This is a genomic window from Candidatus Poribacteria bacterium, from assembly GCA_028820845.1.
In the GTDB taxonomy this organism is placed as follows: Bacteria; Poribacteria; WGA-4E; order WGA-4E; family WGA-3G; genus WGA-3G.
The window spans coordinates 13686-29004 of the sequence record JAPPII010000082.1 but is presented as its reverse complement, the minus strand read 5'-3'; the positions used below and the strand labels follow the sequence as shown (position 1 = coordinate 29004).

Genomic DNA, 15319 nt, shown 5'->3' with positions numbered 1-15319 from the left:
GGGGTTATAGCCGCGATCGGAGGATTTTTTGATATTCCGCATGGGCATCTTGCGGCTCCAATTCGCCATCAAGGACCCGTCGGAGACATTGCACGAAGCCGACAGGTGCGTCCTCACCGAAGATAGTCCGTCCAAATAGGATTGCGCGTCCCCCATTGCTGACAACGTTGTGCGCCAAAGCAAATGTGCTACGTGCGTTTTGTCGAGGTCCACCTAAGGCACCGATGACCAATGTGGTATCAAATTGGCATAACTCACTCCAGACCTCTGATGCTGTGTAGGCGGTTTTGATAAAGCGCGGACGCTGGTGTTTGCGGAGGTAACTCATCGTGCGAACAATGGAGTCGGCGACGTACATACCCCGTTTTTCATCGTCCATTCCTGGTAATTTAATGTTTGGTAAAAATACCTCTAATAGATGGTCAAAACCCTCAATCTCACCAACAACGTGTGCAAACTGTATATATGCCTGTAGCATCCGCTCATCAGCGATCGGGTCGTTGTTGAGTGTGATGGAGTACAACCCCAGGTTAACTCGGCATTCAAGTGCGGGCCCGATCAATGCCTCGCAATAGCGTTGCATGTCTTCAGGGAAGACCGTCTGAAATGGCATCGACAGCCGCGAGGTATAGACCCCGAACCGTGGGTTCCAGATGGCTGTTTCTGAGTTCATTCGGACGATCGGTGTAATCGGTGTGCTTTCAAACAGGTTCTCTTCGAGTGCGAGGGTTTCTGCATCAGCCGGGGTCATCAAGAGTCCATCTAACTGTCCATCAGCGGCGAGGTCGCGTTGAAGTTGCAAAAACTCAGCGTGTGTTCGGTAGTGAGGTTTAGGGTGTTGCACTTGTCCGAGTCCTTGAATCCCAGCGGATGCGAGTGGGTCCGCGGCGAAGACGAGGATCGGGCTGCGTGCAAGCAACTCCGAGTCGGCGAGTTTATCAAATATCCGGTTGCCCATTTATAATTAATTCCTTTTTAATGGTTGTTAGTTGTTGGTTGACTGATAACTATCATAGTGTATTTGTTGGATCGATGTCAATCACAAGTTCAACTGCGTTTGATTTAATTGTGACGGGTGGCTCGTGCGTTAGGTACCTAAGAAGTTGACTTATTTTTTCAACGGCGTTGCTTCGGAGCAAGAAATGCCACCGAAATTTCCCCTCAATTTTCGAGAGCGGTGCCGGTGCGGGACCGAGGATTTCCACAGGATGTGGGCTTGCTCCGTGATCCGTCTGCCAGGTTTCGAGATGCTCCTGCACGGTGTGCGCAGTGTCTATAACCTCTTTCTCATTTTTACCGCGGAGTAAGAGTGTTGCGACGTGTGAAAATGGCGGGTATCGGAAGGCATTCCGCGCTTCGAGTTCTTGGGAATAAAAACCGTCGTAATCATGTTTCTGTGCGGCTGCGATGCAGTAATGCTCAGGCATATAGGTCTGTATGACGACTTTGCCTTCGAGTTCGGCGCGTCCAGAACGTCCTGCGACCTGCGTTAGTAAACTGAAGGTCTGTTCACCGGCTCGGAAGTCAGGCAAGTTCAGTGCGGTATCAGCAGCAATGACCCCGACAAGTGTAACGTTTGGGAAGTCTAATCCTTTCGAGACCATCTGTGTGCCTATGAGAATGTCTATTTTTTGACCTTCAAATGCCTCTAAGATTTGCTGATGTGCGTTTTTCCGAGCCGTCGAATCAGCATCAAACCGTTGTATGTTGGCTTTTGGAAAGGCTTTCCGTACCTCCTGCTCGACAGATTCTGTGCCGAGTCCAAAATAGCGAATGGCAGGACTGCCACACTGTGGACACGTTGTCTGGTTTGGACGTTTATCGCCGCAGTGGTGACAGATAAGTTGCTTGCTCTCAAAGTGAAACGTCATTGAGATAGAGCAGTTGTTGCACTGTTCGACATACCCACAGGTTCGACAGAAAACGTAGGTAGAATGTCCGCGCCGATTGAGAAACAGGATAATCTGTTCTCGCCGGACAAGACATTGCTCCATTGCGCTTCGGAGCAGATCGGAGAAGATCGTGCGGTTGCCCTTCTTCAATTCGCGTCGCATATCGACGATATGGACCTCGGGCATCTTTCTGTCGAGAACACGCGTCGGTAAGTTGAGGAGTCGGTAACTTCCATTTTTTGCGAGATGAAAACTCTCAAGTGCCGGGGTTGCACTTCCAAGTAGGACGGGACAGTTTGCGAGTTCACTCCGTTTTTGTGCTACCTCTCGCGCGTGATAACGCGGTGCGGTATCGGATTTGTAAGAGTCCGAATGCTCCTCATCTATAACCAACAATCCGAGATTTTTGACGGGTGCGAAGACAGCAGAGCGCGGTCCAATTACAATACTGGCTTCGCCTCTCTGGATACGGTGCCATTGGTCGTAGCGTTCGCCGTTACTCAAGCGACTGTGGAGGATAGCGACCTGTTCGCCAAAACGCCCGACGAACCGAGACGCAGTTTGCGGTGTCAGCGAGATTTCTGGGACCAGGACGATGACCGATTTTCCGTTTTTGAGGATATCCGCCATCGCCTGCATGTACACCTCCGTTTTTCCGCTACCGGTCACGCCGTGCAGGAGAAAAGTCGGCGGGTGTTCGGCTTTGTTCTGAGCTTGGGACGCGAGTGCATGTCGAATTTCCAAAAATGCCCTTAACTGTTCTGCAGTCAGCAGCAGGGGTTGGGTCGGCGCAATCGGTTCAGCATTTAGGGGATTACGAACGACTTGCGCAGGTTTAATATGGATAAATCCACGTCTTTCGAGCGTGCGGAGTATAGAAATACCAGTGTTTACCCGTTTCATAAGTTCTGCTGTTGCTAAAGGAACAGCTTCGTTGAGCAAGAGTTGCAGGATCGCAGCGTGCTTCGTGGCAGCGATACGGGGTCTACTTGCAGACGATGCAGATACACTGCTATCAGTATTTGCGTGGCTTTTAAGTTCGGCGATCTCTGCTTTAATATCGGTGTCTGGTAAGGCTAAACTCGCGACTTGGGTTACCTGCGCGGTCGCTTTCGGTTTGTGGGTAACCTGGACATCTACAACACCTTTTTCACGGAGGGCAGTAATCCTTGGACGGAGTTCTCGCTCGCTTAAACCGATGCGTCGGGCAAGTTGATTGGGTGAAAGCTCACCCTCTGCTTCCAAAGTAGAGACGAGTGCTTTTTGGATTTTACCCCGCGGTTTTGGTGCTTCAGGTATAAGGCGTACGCGTTGCTGCCTTTGGCTACGCACTGCGGCTGGCACGGCAGAAAAAAGGGCTGCTCCCCATGAGGAGACGTAGTAATCCGCCATCCACCTGGTGAGCGTGAGCATCTCAGAAGAAAATGTAGGGGTCTCATCGAGGCAGTCGGAGATGTCTTTGATAACGTCCGGATCAAGATCTGTTTCCTTGATACGTTCAACGACGACTCCTTCCTCATGCGTTCTACGAAACGGTGCTAAGACTCGGACGCCGGGCTGCAAAACTGTATCGAGCTGAGACGGCACGCCGTAGGTAAAAACCTGATTGACTGATAACGGAAAAGCAACGTTCACGTAGTCCATATTTTTAGATGAACCCTCGATTTTATGGCGTTTCCAGACGAGCCATTACCTTTTGAACGTCTTCCCATACCTCGCGTTTGGCACCCGGATTCCTGAGGAGGTACGCGGGATGGTAAGTCGGCATAATGACTGGCGGCGTTCTGTGTGGCGGAACACGCAATCCAGGAACATTACAGGCATGGAATTCACCGCGAAGTCTGGTAATACCGGTTTTTGTACCCAGTAACATCTGTGCGGCGAAACTACCGAGTGCGACGATGACCTTGGGTTGAACAAGTTCTATTTGGCGAATTAAATAAGGACTACAAGTTTCGACCTCAACGGGTTGCGGATTCCTGTTCCCCGGTGGACGGCACTTCAGCACATTGGCGATGTATACCTCTGAGCGTTTAATTTTCATGCCTGCCTCAATAATTTGGGTCAATAGTTGCCCGGCTCTACCCACAAAAGGCTCGCCCTGCCTGTCTTCATCTGCTCCCGGTGCTTCACCGATGAACATGAGATCGGCGTTTGGGTTTCCGACCCCGAAAACGACCTTCGTCCGTGTCTCGTGTAACGGACACTTTACGCAATTCTCGGCATCGGCAGTCAACGCCGATAGGTCGAAGTCTGCATAAGGCGAATCGTGTTCAGGTTCGTTTTCTTCTAATTCTGTGAAACCGAGTTGAAGTTGTTCTTCCACGTATTCCCTCACACTTGCAATGAGTTGTATGTAATCTTTTCTGAGATCATCCCTATCCATTTTTTGCCTATAAATTAATTCTGCAGGTCGTGAATCAGAGAGATGCCATCAAACCAAGTGATATAGAGAAAAAGAGCAATCAGGAGCACAATGCTAACCTGTTGGACAATCTCTTGTGCTTTGCGAGGCATCGGTTTGCCACAGATTTTCTCAACGGTGAAAAATAGGAGCTGTCCACCATCTGCGATTGGAATCGGTAAGAGGTTGACGATGCAAAGGTTGATGCTAATAAACCCAATAAAGAAAAGAACGCTGCTTAAACCGACTCTTTCAAACATGCGGCTTGTTGCGTTCGCGATTCCGATCGGACCGGCGAGGTGTTTCGGTGAAACTTCACCGCCTATTAGTTGTTGCAGTGTTCTGCCTACGGTTGTAAAGGTCAGCCACGTTGCCTCGACCCCTTTTCCGAGTGATGCAAAAAAATCATATTCTGGCAGTGGTGGTGTTTGCGCCGTGAATTGTATGCCACTGAGAGCCGTTTGCCACGCCAATCCAAAGGGTGGTGCGTCTGGGTCTGAAATTTGAAACTCATCTACAAGGGATACCTCTATTAGGTTTCCGTCGTGGATGAGATTCAGGACAATCGGCTCTCTCGTCATAGTGTTGAGTTGTGAATAGAGCGTGGTGTTGTCTATCGGTTCACCGTTAAGAGTGGCGAGTACGTCTCCATTCTGAATCCCGGCTTTTGCAGCGATACTATTCTCTTGAACGCTTGCGATCGTACTCCAATGAACCGGCATTTCGATTGTGCGTGCTTCATCACCGCGGCGAATGCCGAGCATCACAGACTGTTCGTTTTCATTGATGTGCTGATAAAGTGCCTGACGCTTTTCCGCGCTCCAGTCTGCCGATGGGTGCCAGATCCCGTAGCCGAAGTATGGAACATTATGGATCGGTTCGCCATTGATGGTCTCAATGAGGTCGCCGACTTGGACACCGGCTTGCGCAGCGAGGCTTCCATCAGCGATGTCTCGAACGACCGTTTTATCTTTTGCACTTACCTTAATGATCCCTATGTCGCCCCTTGTACTTGGCACGGCTTCAGGTGTGACGTAAAGGGTTCGATGGGTGCCATCTCGTTCCACGAGGACTTCCAGTTCTCTATCAGCACTCGTCAAGATACGGGTATGAAACACTGCCCAATGTGTGATAGGATCGCCATTGACAGCAAGAACAGTATCTCCGGGCATGAGCCCGGCTTTAGCACCTGCGCCTTCAGGAGCGATTCCACCGATCTGGATGGGTTCTTTTGTCCCGAGCGTTTGTCCTGTCAACCCACCGATCAGCCGTGCGGAGTCCGAGTTGATTCCCGTGGCAAAGACGAGCCAGTATACGAGTATGCCGAATATGAGGTTAACCGCTGGTCCCGCAGCGACAACAAATGCCCGATCTCCGAGGGACGCGCTTGCAAATTCACCTTCCGCGCCGGTTTGTTCGGTTGGGCTCTCGCCTTCCATCTGAACGTAGCCGCCGAAGGGTAACAAGGATATCCGGTATTCTGTCTCTCCGCGTTGAATCCCGATGAGTTTCGGACCGAAGCCGAGGGAGAAGGTATTGACCTTAATCCCACACCGCTTCGCTGCATAGAAGTGCCCGAGTTCATGAATAAAAATGATGAACCCGAGTGGGATTATCGCAAGAAAGATCGTTTTGATGTATGGGAGTATTGAAAAGAGAAGGTCGATCAAGAATTGCATAATGTCTATTGCCCCTTTTTAGCGGTCAGCAGTCAGCAGTCAGGAAACTTTCTTGTGCTGATCGCTGATTACTGATGGCTGACGGTTGTTTTTTTAGGTTGTCTGTTATTTTTTATGAGTGAGTTTGCTGTTGATTTTGCCCAACGATCGACCTCAAGGATGTCCGAAAGCGTTGGATTTGCGATGACAGTATGTTTATCCATCACACGTGCGAGGATTGCGGGTATATCCATAAAACCGATATGCGTGTTAAGAAAAGCCTCAACTACGATTTCGTCTGCACTGCTCAATACGACGGGAAGTGTGCCGCCGACTTCAGCGGCATTGTATGCGAGAGAGAGGCACGGAAATTTCTCGAAGTCAACGGGTTCAAAATGTAGCGTTCGGTTCTCCTGTAAATCCAAGCGTGGCACGGGTGCGGAGAGCCTCCTTGGATAGGTGAGTGCATATTGAATCATAATCCGCATATCCGTGGGTCCGAGTTGTGCGATTGTGGAGCCGTCTGTCCATTCGACCATGGAATGAACGATACTCTCTGGATGGACCACGACCTCAATTTTTGAGAGTTCTATATCAAACAACCATTTCGCTTCGATGACTTCCAGTCCCTTATTCATCATCGTTGCAGAATCGATAGTGATCTTCTGTCCCATTTTCCAATTTGGGTGTTGAAGTGCCTGTTGCGGTGTTACAGAATAGAGTGTCTCCTTGGGTGCTGTGCGAAAGGGTCCGCCTGATGCCGTAATTAAGAGTCGATGTATCTCTGCCTGTCGTTCCCGCGCCCCTTCCAAGCATTGGAAGATGGCACTCATTTCGCCATCAATGGGTATCAAGTTAACATCGTTTGCTTCGACAGCGGCGTTGACGAGCGCACCTGCCATCACCATGACCTCTTTATTGACGAAAGCGATGTCTTTACCAGCGTCGATCGCTGCCAGCGTTGGTAGCAAGCCAGCACTCCCGCCCATCCCATCTAAGACTTGTTCGGCTTGTGCCATCGTTGCTACGGCTTGAAGTCCTTGGGTCCCGGCGAGTACCTGTGTCCGATTGAGATCCCGAATACGTTCGCGGAGCTGTGCTGCTGCGGTTGGTTCGTTGAGTGCGGCTAATTCGGGGTGGTAGTGCCGAATCTGCTGTTCAAGCGTATCAATGTCCCGGTTCGCTGCGAGGCCGACGACTTTAAATTCATCAGGATGTGTATCAACGACGCGAAGGGCGTTTTTCCCAATAGATCCCGTGCTACCGAGTATGGCAATTTGCTTCATGATTTGCTAATCGCTGTTAGCAGTTCGCGATTTGCTATTTGCGGTTCGCTACCTGCTATTACCCCTTAAGCCAAATGTCCCGTGAGTTTTAGATAATAATAGAGGACGGGTGCGCTGAAAATCAGGCTGTCACATCTATCGAGGAATCCGCCATGCCCTGGAATTACATCCCCGGAATCCTTAACACCAGCGGTCCGTTTCATAAGTGATACGCTGAGATCGCCAAGTTGTCCCAAGAGGGTCAACAACAATCCGATGATTGCGGCGTGTACTAAAGAGATTGTCCCTTTTAGGAGAACTGCGCAGAGTGTAAAACCGACCAACGTGCCTACAACCAGCCCACCGATAGTCCCTTCGATGGTTTTCCGTGGACTGAGTGGTGTGCCGAGAGTGTGTTTGCCCATCGCCCTCCCAACGAGATAGGCCCCCGTGTCCCCGCACCAAATCGTTCCAGCTAACAAGAAACAGAGATGCATACCGATCGCTCCGGAATTTCGGAGCAAAATCAGATGGTATCCCAATGCCCAACCGATCGTGAGGATGCCTGTCAATTTCAATGTGACAGTGAGTAATTCACCGGCGACTTGTCCTCTAAAGACACTCTCAGCGAAGATGTAAATCAACACGAAGATAAAAAAACTAAACATCACCGTCGAGACGGATAATGTTTTGGTCAGGGTTGGTAAAAAATACGCCAGCAGACAAAATGTCACCGCAAGGAGTGTTGGCATCACGAGATTCAACTTTTCAGCGAAATGCTGTGCCAGCCGACAATACTCAACTTGCATCATCAGGACGGTGATGGCTATGAGGAGTAGGTAAAGCCAATCCCCTTGGTAAACAATGAGGAGGACCAGCGGGAGTAGGACAACGACGCTCAAGGCTCGCCGCCAAAACATAGTTCTGTATCCTCCTTGAATTAGTTGACGCGCTTGGGTCTCCGAATAGATCTGAACAGGAATTAAGTTTCTAACAATTCCGATTCTTTCGCTGCGACGAGTTCGTCTATTTGGTCAGTATAGGTATCCGTGAGCTGCTGCACCGGATCGGCGTTTGATTTACCGCGTTTTCTATCGCCCCCGCGTCCACGGCTTTTACCGCCGCCCCCGCCGCCAGATGAATCACCGCCATCGAGTTTTTTGACGGCATCATTGGCATCGCGACGAATGTTCCGAATCGCGACTTTGCCTTCTTCTGCTAATTTACGGACGACTTTCGTTAGTTCAGTCCGTCGCTCAAGCGTAAGTTCGGGGACTTGGATTCGGATTACATTCCCGTCATTGCTTGTCGAGAAACCTAAATCGGAAAGGGCGATTGCCTTTTCAATTTCTGTAATGAGTGTTTTATCCCAAGGTTGGATGACGAGGAGTCTCGGTTCAGGCGTAGTAATTGTGCCGACTTGGCTAAGTGGGTTTTTACTCCCGTAGTAGTTGACGCTCACCTGATCCAAGAGCGCTGGCGTTGCGCGTCCTGTCTGTACATGTGACAGTTTTGTCGCAGTTGCATCTACAGTTTTCTTCATCCGGGATTCAGTCTGTTTAATAATTTCTTGCATCTGAATGTTCCTTTAAGAGTTTGCGAGGCTCAAAAAGCCGATTCCACGACGCTATCTCTCTACTGTCCAAGGACATAAAGCACGAAACGCTTAATGACGATATTCTCACCCAATTGGGCGATTGCGTCTTTTACAAGGGTTTCGACAGTCTTGTCTGTATCGCGAATATAGGGTTGCTGTAGGAGGCAGGTTTCAGAATAAAATTTAGAGATACGCCCTTCGACGATACGTTCAGCGATGTGTGCGGGTTTGCCTTCTTTTTCTGCTTGTGCCTGCAGAATCGCTTTTTCAGCTTCGAGATCTTCAGTGGGTACGTCTTCTGGGTTGAGATACTTGGGTTTAGCCGCTGCCACCTGCATAGCGATGTCTTTGCCCAACTGTTGAAATTGCTCCGTCCGCGCGACGAAATCGGTTTCACAATTCAGTTCGACTAACGTGCCGACCCGGCTGCCGGGGTGAATATAAGAGATAATCAACCCCTCTTTCGCTGCCCGACTGCCTTTGAGTTCGGAAGCCCTCAAGCCTTCTTCACGCAATTTCTGAATTGCTTGGTCGATATTCCCGTTGGTTTCTGTAAGTGCCTTTTTGCAGTCCATAATGCCGGCACCGGTGCGAGAACGGAGCTCGCTAACCATTTTTGCTGTGATTTCCATTTCGTTTCCTCTTAATGAGCAGTCAGGCATCAGGGCGTTCGCTACGAAAACCGAAGCCATTCTCAGCGGTCAGTAGGGCATGCCTGGAAACTGTAAACGTTAATAAATTTCCATTGCTTGTCTATCAACTGTTGATTGCCGACTGCCGATTTCTGGTGAATTGCGGGCGCGCCATCTGTGGAAAAAAGGAGGCGCGCCCGTCGTGTCTTTATTGAGATTGTTGGCGAGGTGATCTGCCTCTTCTGCGTTGGCGCTGTGGCCGCGGACGTTGCTCACCATCCCCGATTGCTTCAGGCTCTGCGGACAATTGGGTTTCTTCGAGGATCGCCGCGCTTTGCTCCTCGCGTCGTTCAGCATCAAGCATCACGTCAAGTTGCTGTGGTTTACCATCGGCTTGCCCAGCGTCGTCTGCGGTTTCTGCGCCTTCTAAGGCAGTCCCGCGACCTTCAATCACGGCTTCAGCTAAAACAGAACAGATGAGACGGATCGAACGAATAGCGTCGTCGTTGCCTGGAACAGGTAGATCAACCGGATCGGGGTCGCAGTTGGTATCAACGATTGCGATAATTGGAATGTTTAGCTTATTGGCTTCGGCAATAGCGGTATGTTCCTTACGGGTATCCGTCACCACGAGGGCTTCGGGTATTTTTTTCATTTCTCTGATGCCGCTGAGGTTGTTATCAAGTTTACCTTTTTCACGTCGTAGGGACATAACCTCTTTCTTGGGCATCTGTTCAAATAACCCGTTCGCTTCGTCTGCGTCCAATTTATCGAGTCGGTTGATACTGCGCCGGATTGTCTGGAAGTTGGTCAGCATACCCCCCAACCACCGATGATTGACGTAGTACATACTGCATCGCATTGCTTCAGCGCGAACGGCTTCCTGAGATTGCCGTTTTGTCCCGACAAATAGGACGGTCCCGCCTTTTGCTGCAACATCTTGTACGTAGGCGACCGCTGTTTCAAGCATCCGTAACGTCTTCTGTAAATCGATTATATAAATCCCGTTCCGCTCGGCGAAGATGTATTCAGCCATCTTCGGATTCCAGCGACGGGTCTGATGTCCAAAGTGAACTCCGCATTCAAGGAGTTCTTTCATTGTAACTGCCAAGGAAAACCTCCTGAGGTTTGTAGAAGTGTTGGTACTTCTACAGGGTTTCCACGTCCATCTCCTTCACATCTGCATCAGACTCTCGACATGAGAGAACCCACTGTGCAAATCGGGAGATGTGTCGTATTCTTTCTTATCACGCTTTATACGCAGGGTAAATTATAGATGAACGCCTGTTCACCAGATTAATACATATATATTACCACAGAAACACTTGAATTTCAAGTTTAAGTTTTATAGCATAGGTTTTTGTAGGTGTCAAGAACAATTTAGCAAATAGCAATTAGCGATCAGGGCGTTCCGTTCCGCTTCGCTCCAAAAGCCGAAGCCATTCTCAGCAGTCAGCAAAGAGGTTTTGTGGATAGACAAACATCCGCAACTGATAGACGATTTAACTGATGGGAACCGAAAGCATAGAGTGCTGATGGCTAACTACTGACTGCTGAAAGCGTAGCATGCTGACGGCTATAAAGCGAATTGCGATTCGCAGTATTTTTAAGTAGAACGCAATTGGTATCTGTGGTATAACATAGCAGGAGGAGATGACCTTGCAACATCTAATTGCGCCTATTGCCACTCACTTTGAGACAGACCCGGAATCCGTTCAACTTGGACCCATCCAGCACGGGACACGGTTACGGCATAATGTGTGTTCCGTGAATGTTGATGCCGATAAATATTTGCTCAAAGAACACGACATCAAAACTGCTGTTGTTGCATCGGGGCACACACCGTGCCAAATTGAGACCGAGGTGCTATCGGTTTTACACCGTAATGGCTGCAAAGTCCCAGCAGTCGTTTGGAGTTCAGCGGAACTACATGCCTTGTTGTTAGAGTGGTGCGGGGAACAGACGCTCGATGCTATCGCGCAAAGTGCTGAGGCTCCTCCTGCGGATATTAAACCCCTCCTTCAGAAGATTCTTCGAGAGTTCTGCGAAATCGAGTCTTGCTTTGCACTGCGTTCCGAGCATTTCGCGCCTTATGTTTTCCCTTTTAACGCGCACGAGCACCTGAAAGATTTATTGGAACGCGGTGTAAAGGTTATCGGGTATCTCTCTCATCTCGGCGAAAAGCCGATGGCATCCGCACAGGCAGACGCGCTTATAGAGAAATGGAACGCACTCGCTGTTCGACTACAACTTGCGCCAACAGCACTTGGCGGTCTGGACAACAATGCTCGGAATATCGTCGTTGCGGAAGATGTGCCGATATTCATTGATTTCGCGAGTATTGGTTGGAATTGGCAAGAGATACGACTCGTGCAATTGTTTAACAGCATTGGTGCCTTCTTGTCAACGGCGGGTGAAAGTGCCAACTTCGTTTCACTTTTAGACGCGGAACTTGTTAGCACCTACGCCGAGTGGGTATGCACACATCGAGAAACCAGTTCAGCCGCGGAGATCGCCGCTCGGGTTGATGCACACCACCTGCTCTTTTACCTGTCAGTTATCCATCAACTGATACAAGCAATTGCACAACCCGAAATCACTGAGAGCAAGATGCTACTCGAAGCTTGGGGCGATGCCAAACCGAGATTCCAGTGTGCCCTCACGCAGATTATTGACACAGATTTAAGTGACGATGCGGATACTGCAGAGATTCGTGCGATGATAGGCGAATTTCGCGCCTAAAGCCGTGGGTGTCACTCCTTAACAGTATCCTTAAGAATCGTCTGGCGAAGTTTTTCGAGAAATGTTTCTACTTCCGGGGTAGACGGTTTTTTCGTATAGAATTCGGTCTGATAGGATTTTAGGACATCGTAAAGTGCCGTTAGATTGGTTCGGCGATTTCGGTTTGCCTCCCGCACATTCATAAATACTGTGACTATCTGTTGCTCAGAGATACCGTCGGGTCGATTTTCCGACTTTTTAAGGTGTTTTTCGACACCGTTGAGTGCGCGCTCCGCCATCCAGTAGCGAGTCCCTTCAACGCCGCCGATTTGACGGTAGACGATAATTCCTGCGATTAAGGAAACTCCCACGACTGCCAGTAAAAAGATAAGAACTCGCCTATAACAGCCGCTCAGTTTTTTGTTTATGTTTAGCATGTTTTGGGTTTTGGGTTATAAGTTTTAGATCTTTCCTTTGCGTATTGTTAATTCGGTCTTTAATTTTTTATCCCCTATAAACTTTGTGCCGTGCGAGTCGAAGTATTCAAATTGACCTTCGAGCACGTCAAACACGGCAACATCGGCGCCTGTACCAACTTTCAGGTTTCCGAGTTGATCTTCACGCTGAATTGCTTTTGCAGCACTAAATGTCGCTTTCTCAATCACATCTGCGAGTGGGAGACCTAAGTGCATCAACTTCGACAACGTTGTCGGCAGATCGTAAACGGGTCCGTTGATGTTTCCTGTGTGGAGGTCTGTGCTGATGACATCGGAGATGAACCCTTGCTCCATGGCGCGTTGTGCGACCTCATAGTGGAAGCTGCCAGCACCGTGTCCGACATCAAAGATAATACCGTTTTCACGTGCTTTCCACGCTTCAGGAATGATTCTGCCTTTCTCGTCAACGATGTTATCGCCGTTGCCTTGAAAGCAGTGGGTAATCACGTCGCCCGGACGAAGTAATCCTAAAATCTCAGGGAGCGGGACCCCGGCCCCGATATGACACATAACGGACGTTCCAGCGCGTTCGGCGGCTTCAATGGCGAGTTTCAAGGGTTGGACACCGTTATCGCCGACCTGCATTTTGCCTTGACGCACCTTGACCCCAACGGTAATATCGCGATGCTGTTGTAGGGTGTCAGCGACGCGTCCTGGGTTGGCATAGGCTATGTCAATCATCTCACCTATGGGTCCGTAGACGAGTCCGATCCCGGAGATATGGATGTAGGTAAGGATATTGGTTTGTGCGGGTTCGGCGATGAATTCTCGGAAACCGGGGAAGGTCGCCCAACCCGGACTACCAGCATCAACAACTGTGGTCGTTCCGGCAGTTGGGCAGACTGCATCGGCTCTGATGCCCCATGTGGTTACACCGTAATAGACGTGGGTATGTATGTCTATGAGTCCGGGTGTGACGTATTTGTCTTTGACAAAAATGGTATGTGTCGCTGCATGCTCTGAAATATCGGGTTCGATTGCTGCGATAGTGCTGTCAGCGATTGCGATATCGCGCACAGCGTTCAAGCCTTGTGCGGCATCAATGACAGTGCCGCCTTTTAGGAGGAGGTCATATTTCATTTTCGTCCTCGGTTGTCGGTTGTTTTCAGACGCCGCGTTTATCGCCCCATATATCCACGTGCGTCCGAGGGGAATAGCGATATCCGTTGTTTTTACAGAGTTCAACGAGCCATTGCTGTTTCTGTTGTAGCACGGCAGGTGTTACACCTTGCGGCATTAGCAAGATTGTCTCTGCGGGGATGCCAATGTCTGTCTGTAGTGCTTGGATCTCCGCTAAATCATCAGGGGTATCCACGACGAATTTCACTTGGCAGGGATAGGCATCTAAAAATTTTCGGATAACGTCGGGACGGATACGTTCGCGTTCATGCCGTTTGAAGAACCGATCGTCTGTCGGCGGATTAGAGTTTCGCAACTTAGGACTCATCGAAATGAGATGCGCCGCAACCTCTGCGAAGACCGTAGCGTTCGTTTCGATTGTGATATGGTGTCCTCGCTTATCCAACTCCTTACAGAGTGCTACCAATGCCTTCGCTTGGATAAAAGGTTCGCCCCCTGTGATGACGACGTGTTTACACCCGTATTGTGAAATAGCAGCGACGCTTTCAGCGACGGAGATGTCCCGATTTTCGGGGTTCCAAGATGTGTAAGGTGTATCACACCAAACACATCTCAGATTGCAATAGCTCGTTCGGAAGAAGACAGAGGGGACACCGATAAGTTGTCCTTCTCCCTGAATTGTATAGAAGAGTTCGCTGAATTTCATGTTTTTGTCCTCGCCGAACACAGTTTACCACAAGCGAGGCACAGAGACTTGCCCGACACGGTTTGTAGAGACGCGGTATTGATTTCCGCGAACGATTACGCCTCAATGAGTTCAATCTGAACGTTGTCGGGTCCCTTGAAGAACGCCATCATGAGTCCTTGGGGTTTCAGGTCTTCGAGTTCCGCGCCTTTGGCTTGGAGATCTGCAACGGCTGCGTCGAGGTCTTCTACAGTGAAGGCGAGTTGGTAGACCCCATAACGTGGATTACCACTGGTACCTTCTACTTCCATGTCGCCTAATTTAGGCGAGAGGAAGATCCGTTCCCCACCGATCTCCATACGGACAATTTTTAGCCCGCGGACATCGACTGTTTCTAAAACTTTTCCGTCAAACATCTTTTCATAATAACTGACTGCGCCGTCCAAGTCCTCACAACGAACGTGGACGTGGTGAAATGTAACTGCCATTCTTAGAATTCCTTTCCTTAGAAGAAGTGCGCCTAACGAGCGCGCGCTGAAATGTGATAAAGATATGCTATTATCACATAACCTTTTGATTGTGTCAAATGATTTTTCGTCGGAATTCGGATAACTTAATTGAAGAAAACGAACTTTTTTGGGTTAAATCGGACTAAGAAGTAAACGAAAACTTAAATTAATCGTTTAGTAGAGTGACAAAACAAAATTAACATTCATAACAGGTTTACGTAGAATCAAAGAAATTCACCCATTCCGACGAGCCGGTGCGGTTAGAAACCGCACCTACCAGTGGAATGCGTAAGTCCTATCACAATTAACATTCACAGTGTTTTTGCCGGTGCGGTTAGAAACCGCACCTACCAGTGGAATGCGTAAGTCCTATCACAAT

General features: G+C 49.4%; 13 protein-coding genes and 1 pseudogene. 1 reads left to right on the top strand and 13 read right to left on the bottom strand.

The window, feature by feature from the left end; all coding sequences use genetic code 11:
* Positions 1-4 precede the first annotated feature (4 nt).
* The 9 genes and pseudogenes from OXN25_16395 to rpsB form a co-directional block, all read right to left on the bottom strand.
* A complete protein-coding gene (locus OXN25_16395; protein ID MDE0426432.1) occupies positions 5-958 on the bottom strand; it encodes a hypothetical protein in 954 nt (317 codons plus the stop codon).
* Positions 959-1010: 52 nt separating this feature from the next.
* Positions 1011-3536, bottom strand: coding sequence for a primosomal protein N' (priA, locus tag OXN25_16390; protein ID MDE0426431.1), 2526 nt, complete (start codon positions 3534-3536; stop codon positions 1011-1013).
* A 22-nt stretch (positions 3537-3558) separates the two neighbouring features.
* The gene (locus OXN25_16385; GenBank protein ID MDE0426430.1) at positions 3559-4278 is read right to left on the bottom strand and encodes a uracil-DNA glycosylase; all 720 of its coding nucleotides are present in this window, start codon (positions 4276-4278) and stop codon (positions 3559-3561) included.
* Between the two features lie 14 nt (positions 4279-4292).
* Positions 4293-5975, bottom strand: a complete 1683-nt coding sequence (rseP, locus tag OXN25_16380) for an RIP metalloprotease RseP (GenBank protein MDE0426429.1) — start codon at positions 5973-5975, stop codon at positions 4293-4295.
* A 68-nt stretch (positions 5976-6043) separates the two neighbouring features.
* Entirely contained in the window at positions 6044-7240 is a 1197-nt protein-coding gene (locus OXN25_16375; GenBank protein MDE0426428.1) for a 1-deoxy-D-xylulose-5-phosphate reductoisomerase, read from the bottom strand.
* A 65-nt stretch (positions 7241-7305) separates the two neighbouring features.
* The gene (locus tag OXN25_16370; GenBank protein MDE0426427.1) at positions 7306-8139 is read right to left on the bottom strand and encodes a phosphatidate cytidylyltransferase; all 834 of its coding nucleotides are present in this window, start codon (positions 8137-8139) and stop codon (positions 7306-7308) included.
* A 62-nt stretch (positions 8140-8201) separates the two neighbouring features.
* Positions 8202-8795, bottom strand: coding sequence for a ribosome recycling factor (gene frr, locus OXN25_16365; protein MDE0426426.1), 594 nt, complete (start codon positions 8793-8795; stop codon positions 8202-8204).
* Between the two features lie 59 nt (positions 8796-8854).
* On the bottom strand, positions 8855-9448 hold the full coding sequence (gene tsf / locus OXN25_16360; GenBank protein MDE0426425.1) for a translation elongation factor Ts: 594 nt from the start codon (positions 9446-9448) through the stop codon (positions 8855-8857).
* 439 nt (positions 9449-9887) lie between these two features.
* Positions 9888-10547, bottom strand: a pseudogene (gene rpsB, locus OXN25_16355) (30S ribosomal protein S2).
* Positions 10548-11107: 560 nt separating this feature from the next.
* On the opposite strand from rpsB, the gene OXN25_16350 reads away from it, so the two are divergent.
* Positions 11108-12190, top strand: a complete 1083-nt coding sequence (locus OXN25_16350; protein ID MDE0426424.1) for a hypothetical protein — start codon at positions 11108-11110, stop codon at positions 12188-12190.
* Positions 12191-12201: 11 nt separating this feature from the next.
* Here OXN25_16350 and OXN25_16345 read toward each other — a convergent pair whose 3' ends face one another.
* The 4 genes from OXN25_16345 to OXN25_16330 form a co-directional block, all read right to left on the bottom strand.
* The gene (locus OXN25_16345; protein ID MDE0426423.1) at positions 12202-12540 is read right to left on the bottom strand and encodes a hypothetical protein; all 339 of its coding nucleotides are present in this window, start codon (positions 12538-12540) and stop codon (positions 12202-12204) included.
* Between the two features lie 90 nt (positions 12541-12630).
* Positions 12631-13746 carry an amidohydrolase/deacetylase family metallohydrolase gene (locus OXN25_16340; protein MDE0426422.1) on the bottom strand — a complete coding sequence of 372 codons (1116 nt, stop codon included), beginning with the start codon at positions 13744-13746 and terminating at the stop codon, positions 12631-12633.
* A 25-nt stretch (positions 13747-13771) separates the two neighbouring features.
* A complete protein-coding gene (locus OXN25_16335; GenBank protein MDE0426421.1) occupies positions 13772-14452 on the bottom strand; it encodes a 7-carboxy-7-deazaguanine synthase QueE in 681 nt (226 codons plus the stop codon).
* 95 nt (positions 14453-14547) lie between these two features.
* Complete coding sequence (locus OXN25_16330; GenBank protein ID MDE0426420.1) at positions 14548-14919, bottom strand: VOC family protein; 372 nt, start codon at positions 14917-14919, stop codon at positions 14548-14550.
* Between the last annotated feature and the right edge of the window lie 400 nt (positions 14920-15319).

Excerpts from the sequence above, each read along its gene's own strand:
- OXN25_16395 (MDE0426432.1), bottom strand. The coding sequence starts at position 958 with ATGGGCAACCGGATATTTGATAAACTCGCCGACTCGGAGTTGCTTGCA.
- priA (MDE0426431.1), bottom strand. The coding sequence starts at position 3,536 with ATGGACTACGTGAACGTTGCTTTTCCGTTATCAGTCAATCAGGTTTTT.
- OXN25_16385 (MDE0426430.1), bottom strand. The coding sequence starts at position 4,278 with ATGGATAGGGATGATCTCAGAAAAGATTACATACAACTCATTGCAAGT.
- rseP (MDE0426429.1), bottom strand. The coding sequence starts at position 5,975 with ATGCAATTCTTGATCGACCTTCTCTTTTCAATACTCCCATACATCAAA.
- OXN25_16375 (MDE0426428.1), bottom strand. The coding sequence starts at position 7,240 with ATGAAGCAAATTGCCATACTCGGTAGCACGGGATCTATTGGGAAAAAC.
- OXN25_16370 (MDE0426427.1), bottom strand. The coding sequence starts at position 8,139 with ATGTTTTGGCGGCGAGCCTTGAGCGTCGTTGTCCTACTCCCGCTGGTC.
- frr (MDE0426426.1), bottom strand. The coding sequence starts at position 8,795 with ATGCAAGAAATTATTAAACAGACTGAATCCCGGATGAAGAAAACTGTA.
- tsf (MDE0426425.1), bottom strand. The coding sequence starts at position 9,448 with ATGGAAATCACAGCAAAAATGGTTAGCGAGCTCCGTTCTCGCACCGGT.
- OXN25_16340 (MDE0426422.1), bottom strand. The coding sequence starts at position 13,746 with ATGAAATATGACCTCCTCCTAAAAGGCGGCACTGTCATTGATGCCGCA.
- OXN25_16335 (MDE0426421.1), bottom strand. The coding sequence starts at position 14,452 with ATGAAATTCAGCGAACTCTTCTATACAATTCAGGGAGAAGGACAACTT.
- OXN25_16330 (MDE0426420.1), bottom strand. The coding sequence starts at position 14,919 with ATGGCAGTTACATTTCACCACGTCCACGTTCGTTGTGAGGACTTGGAC.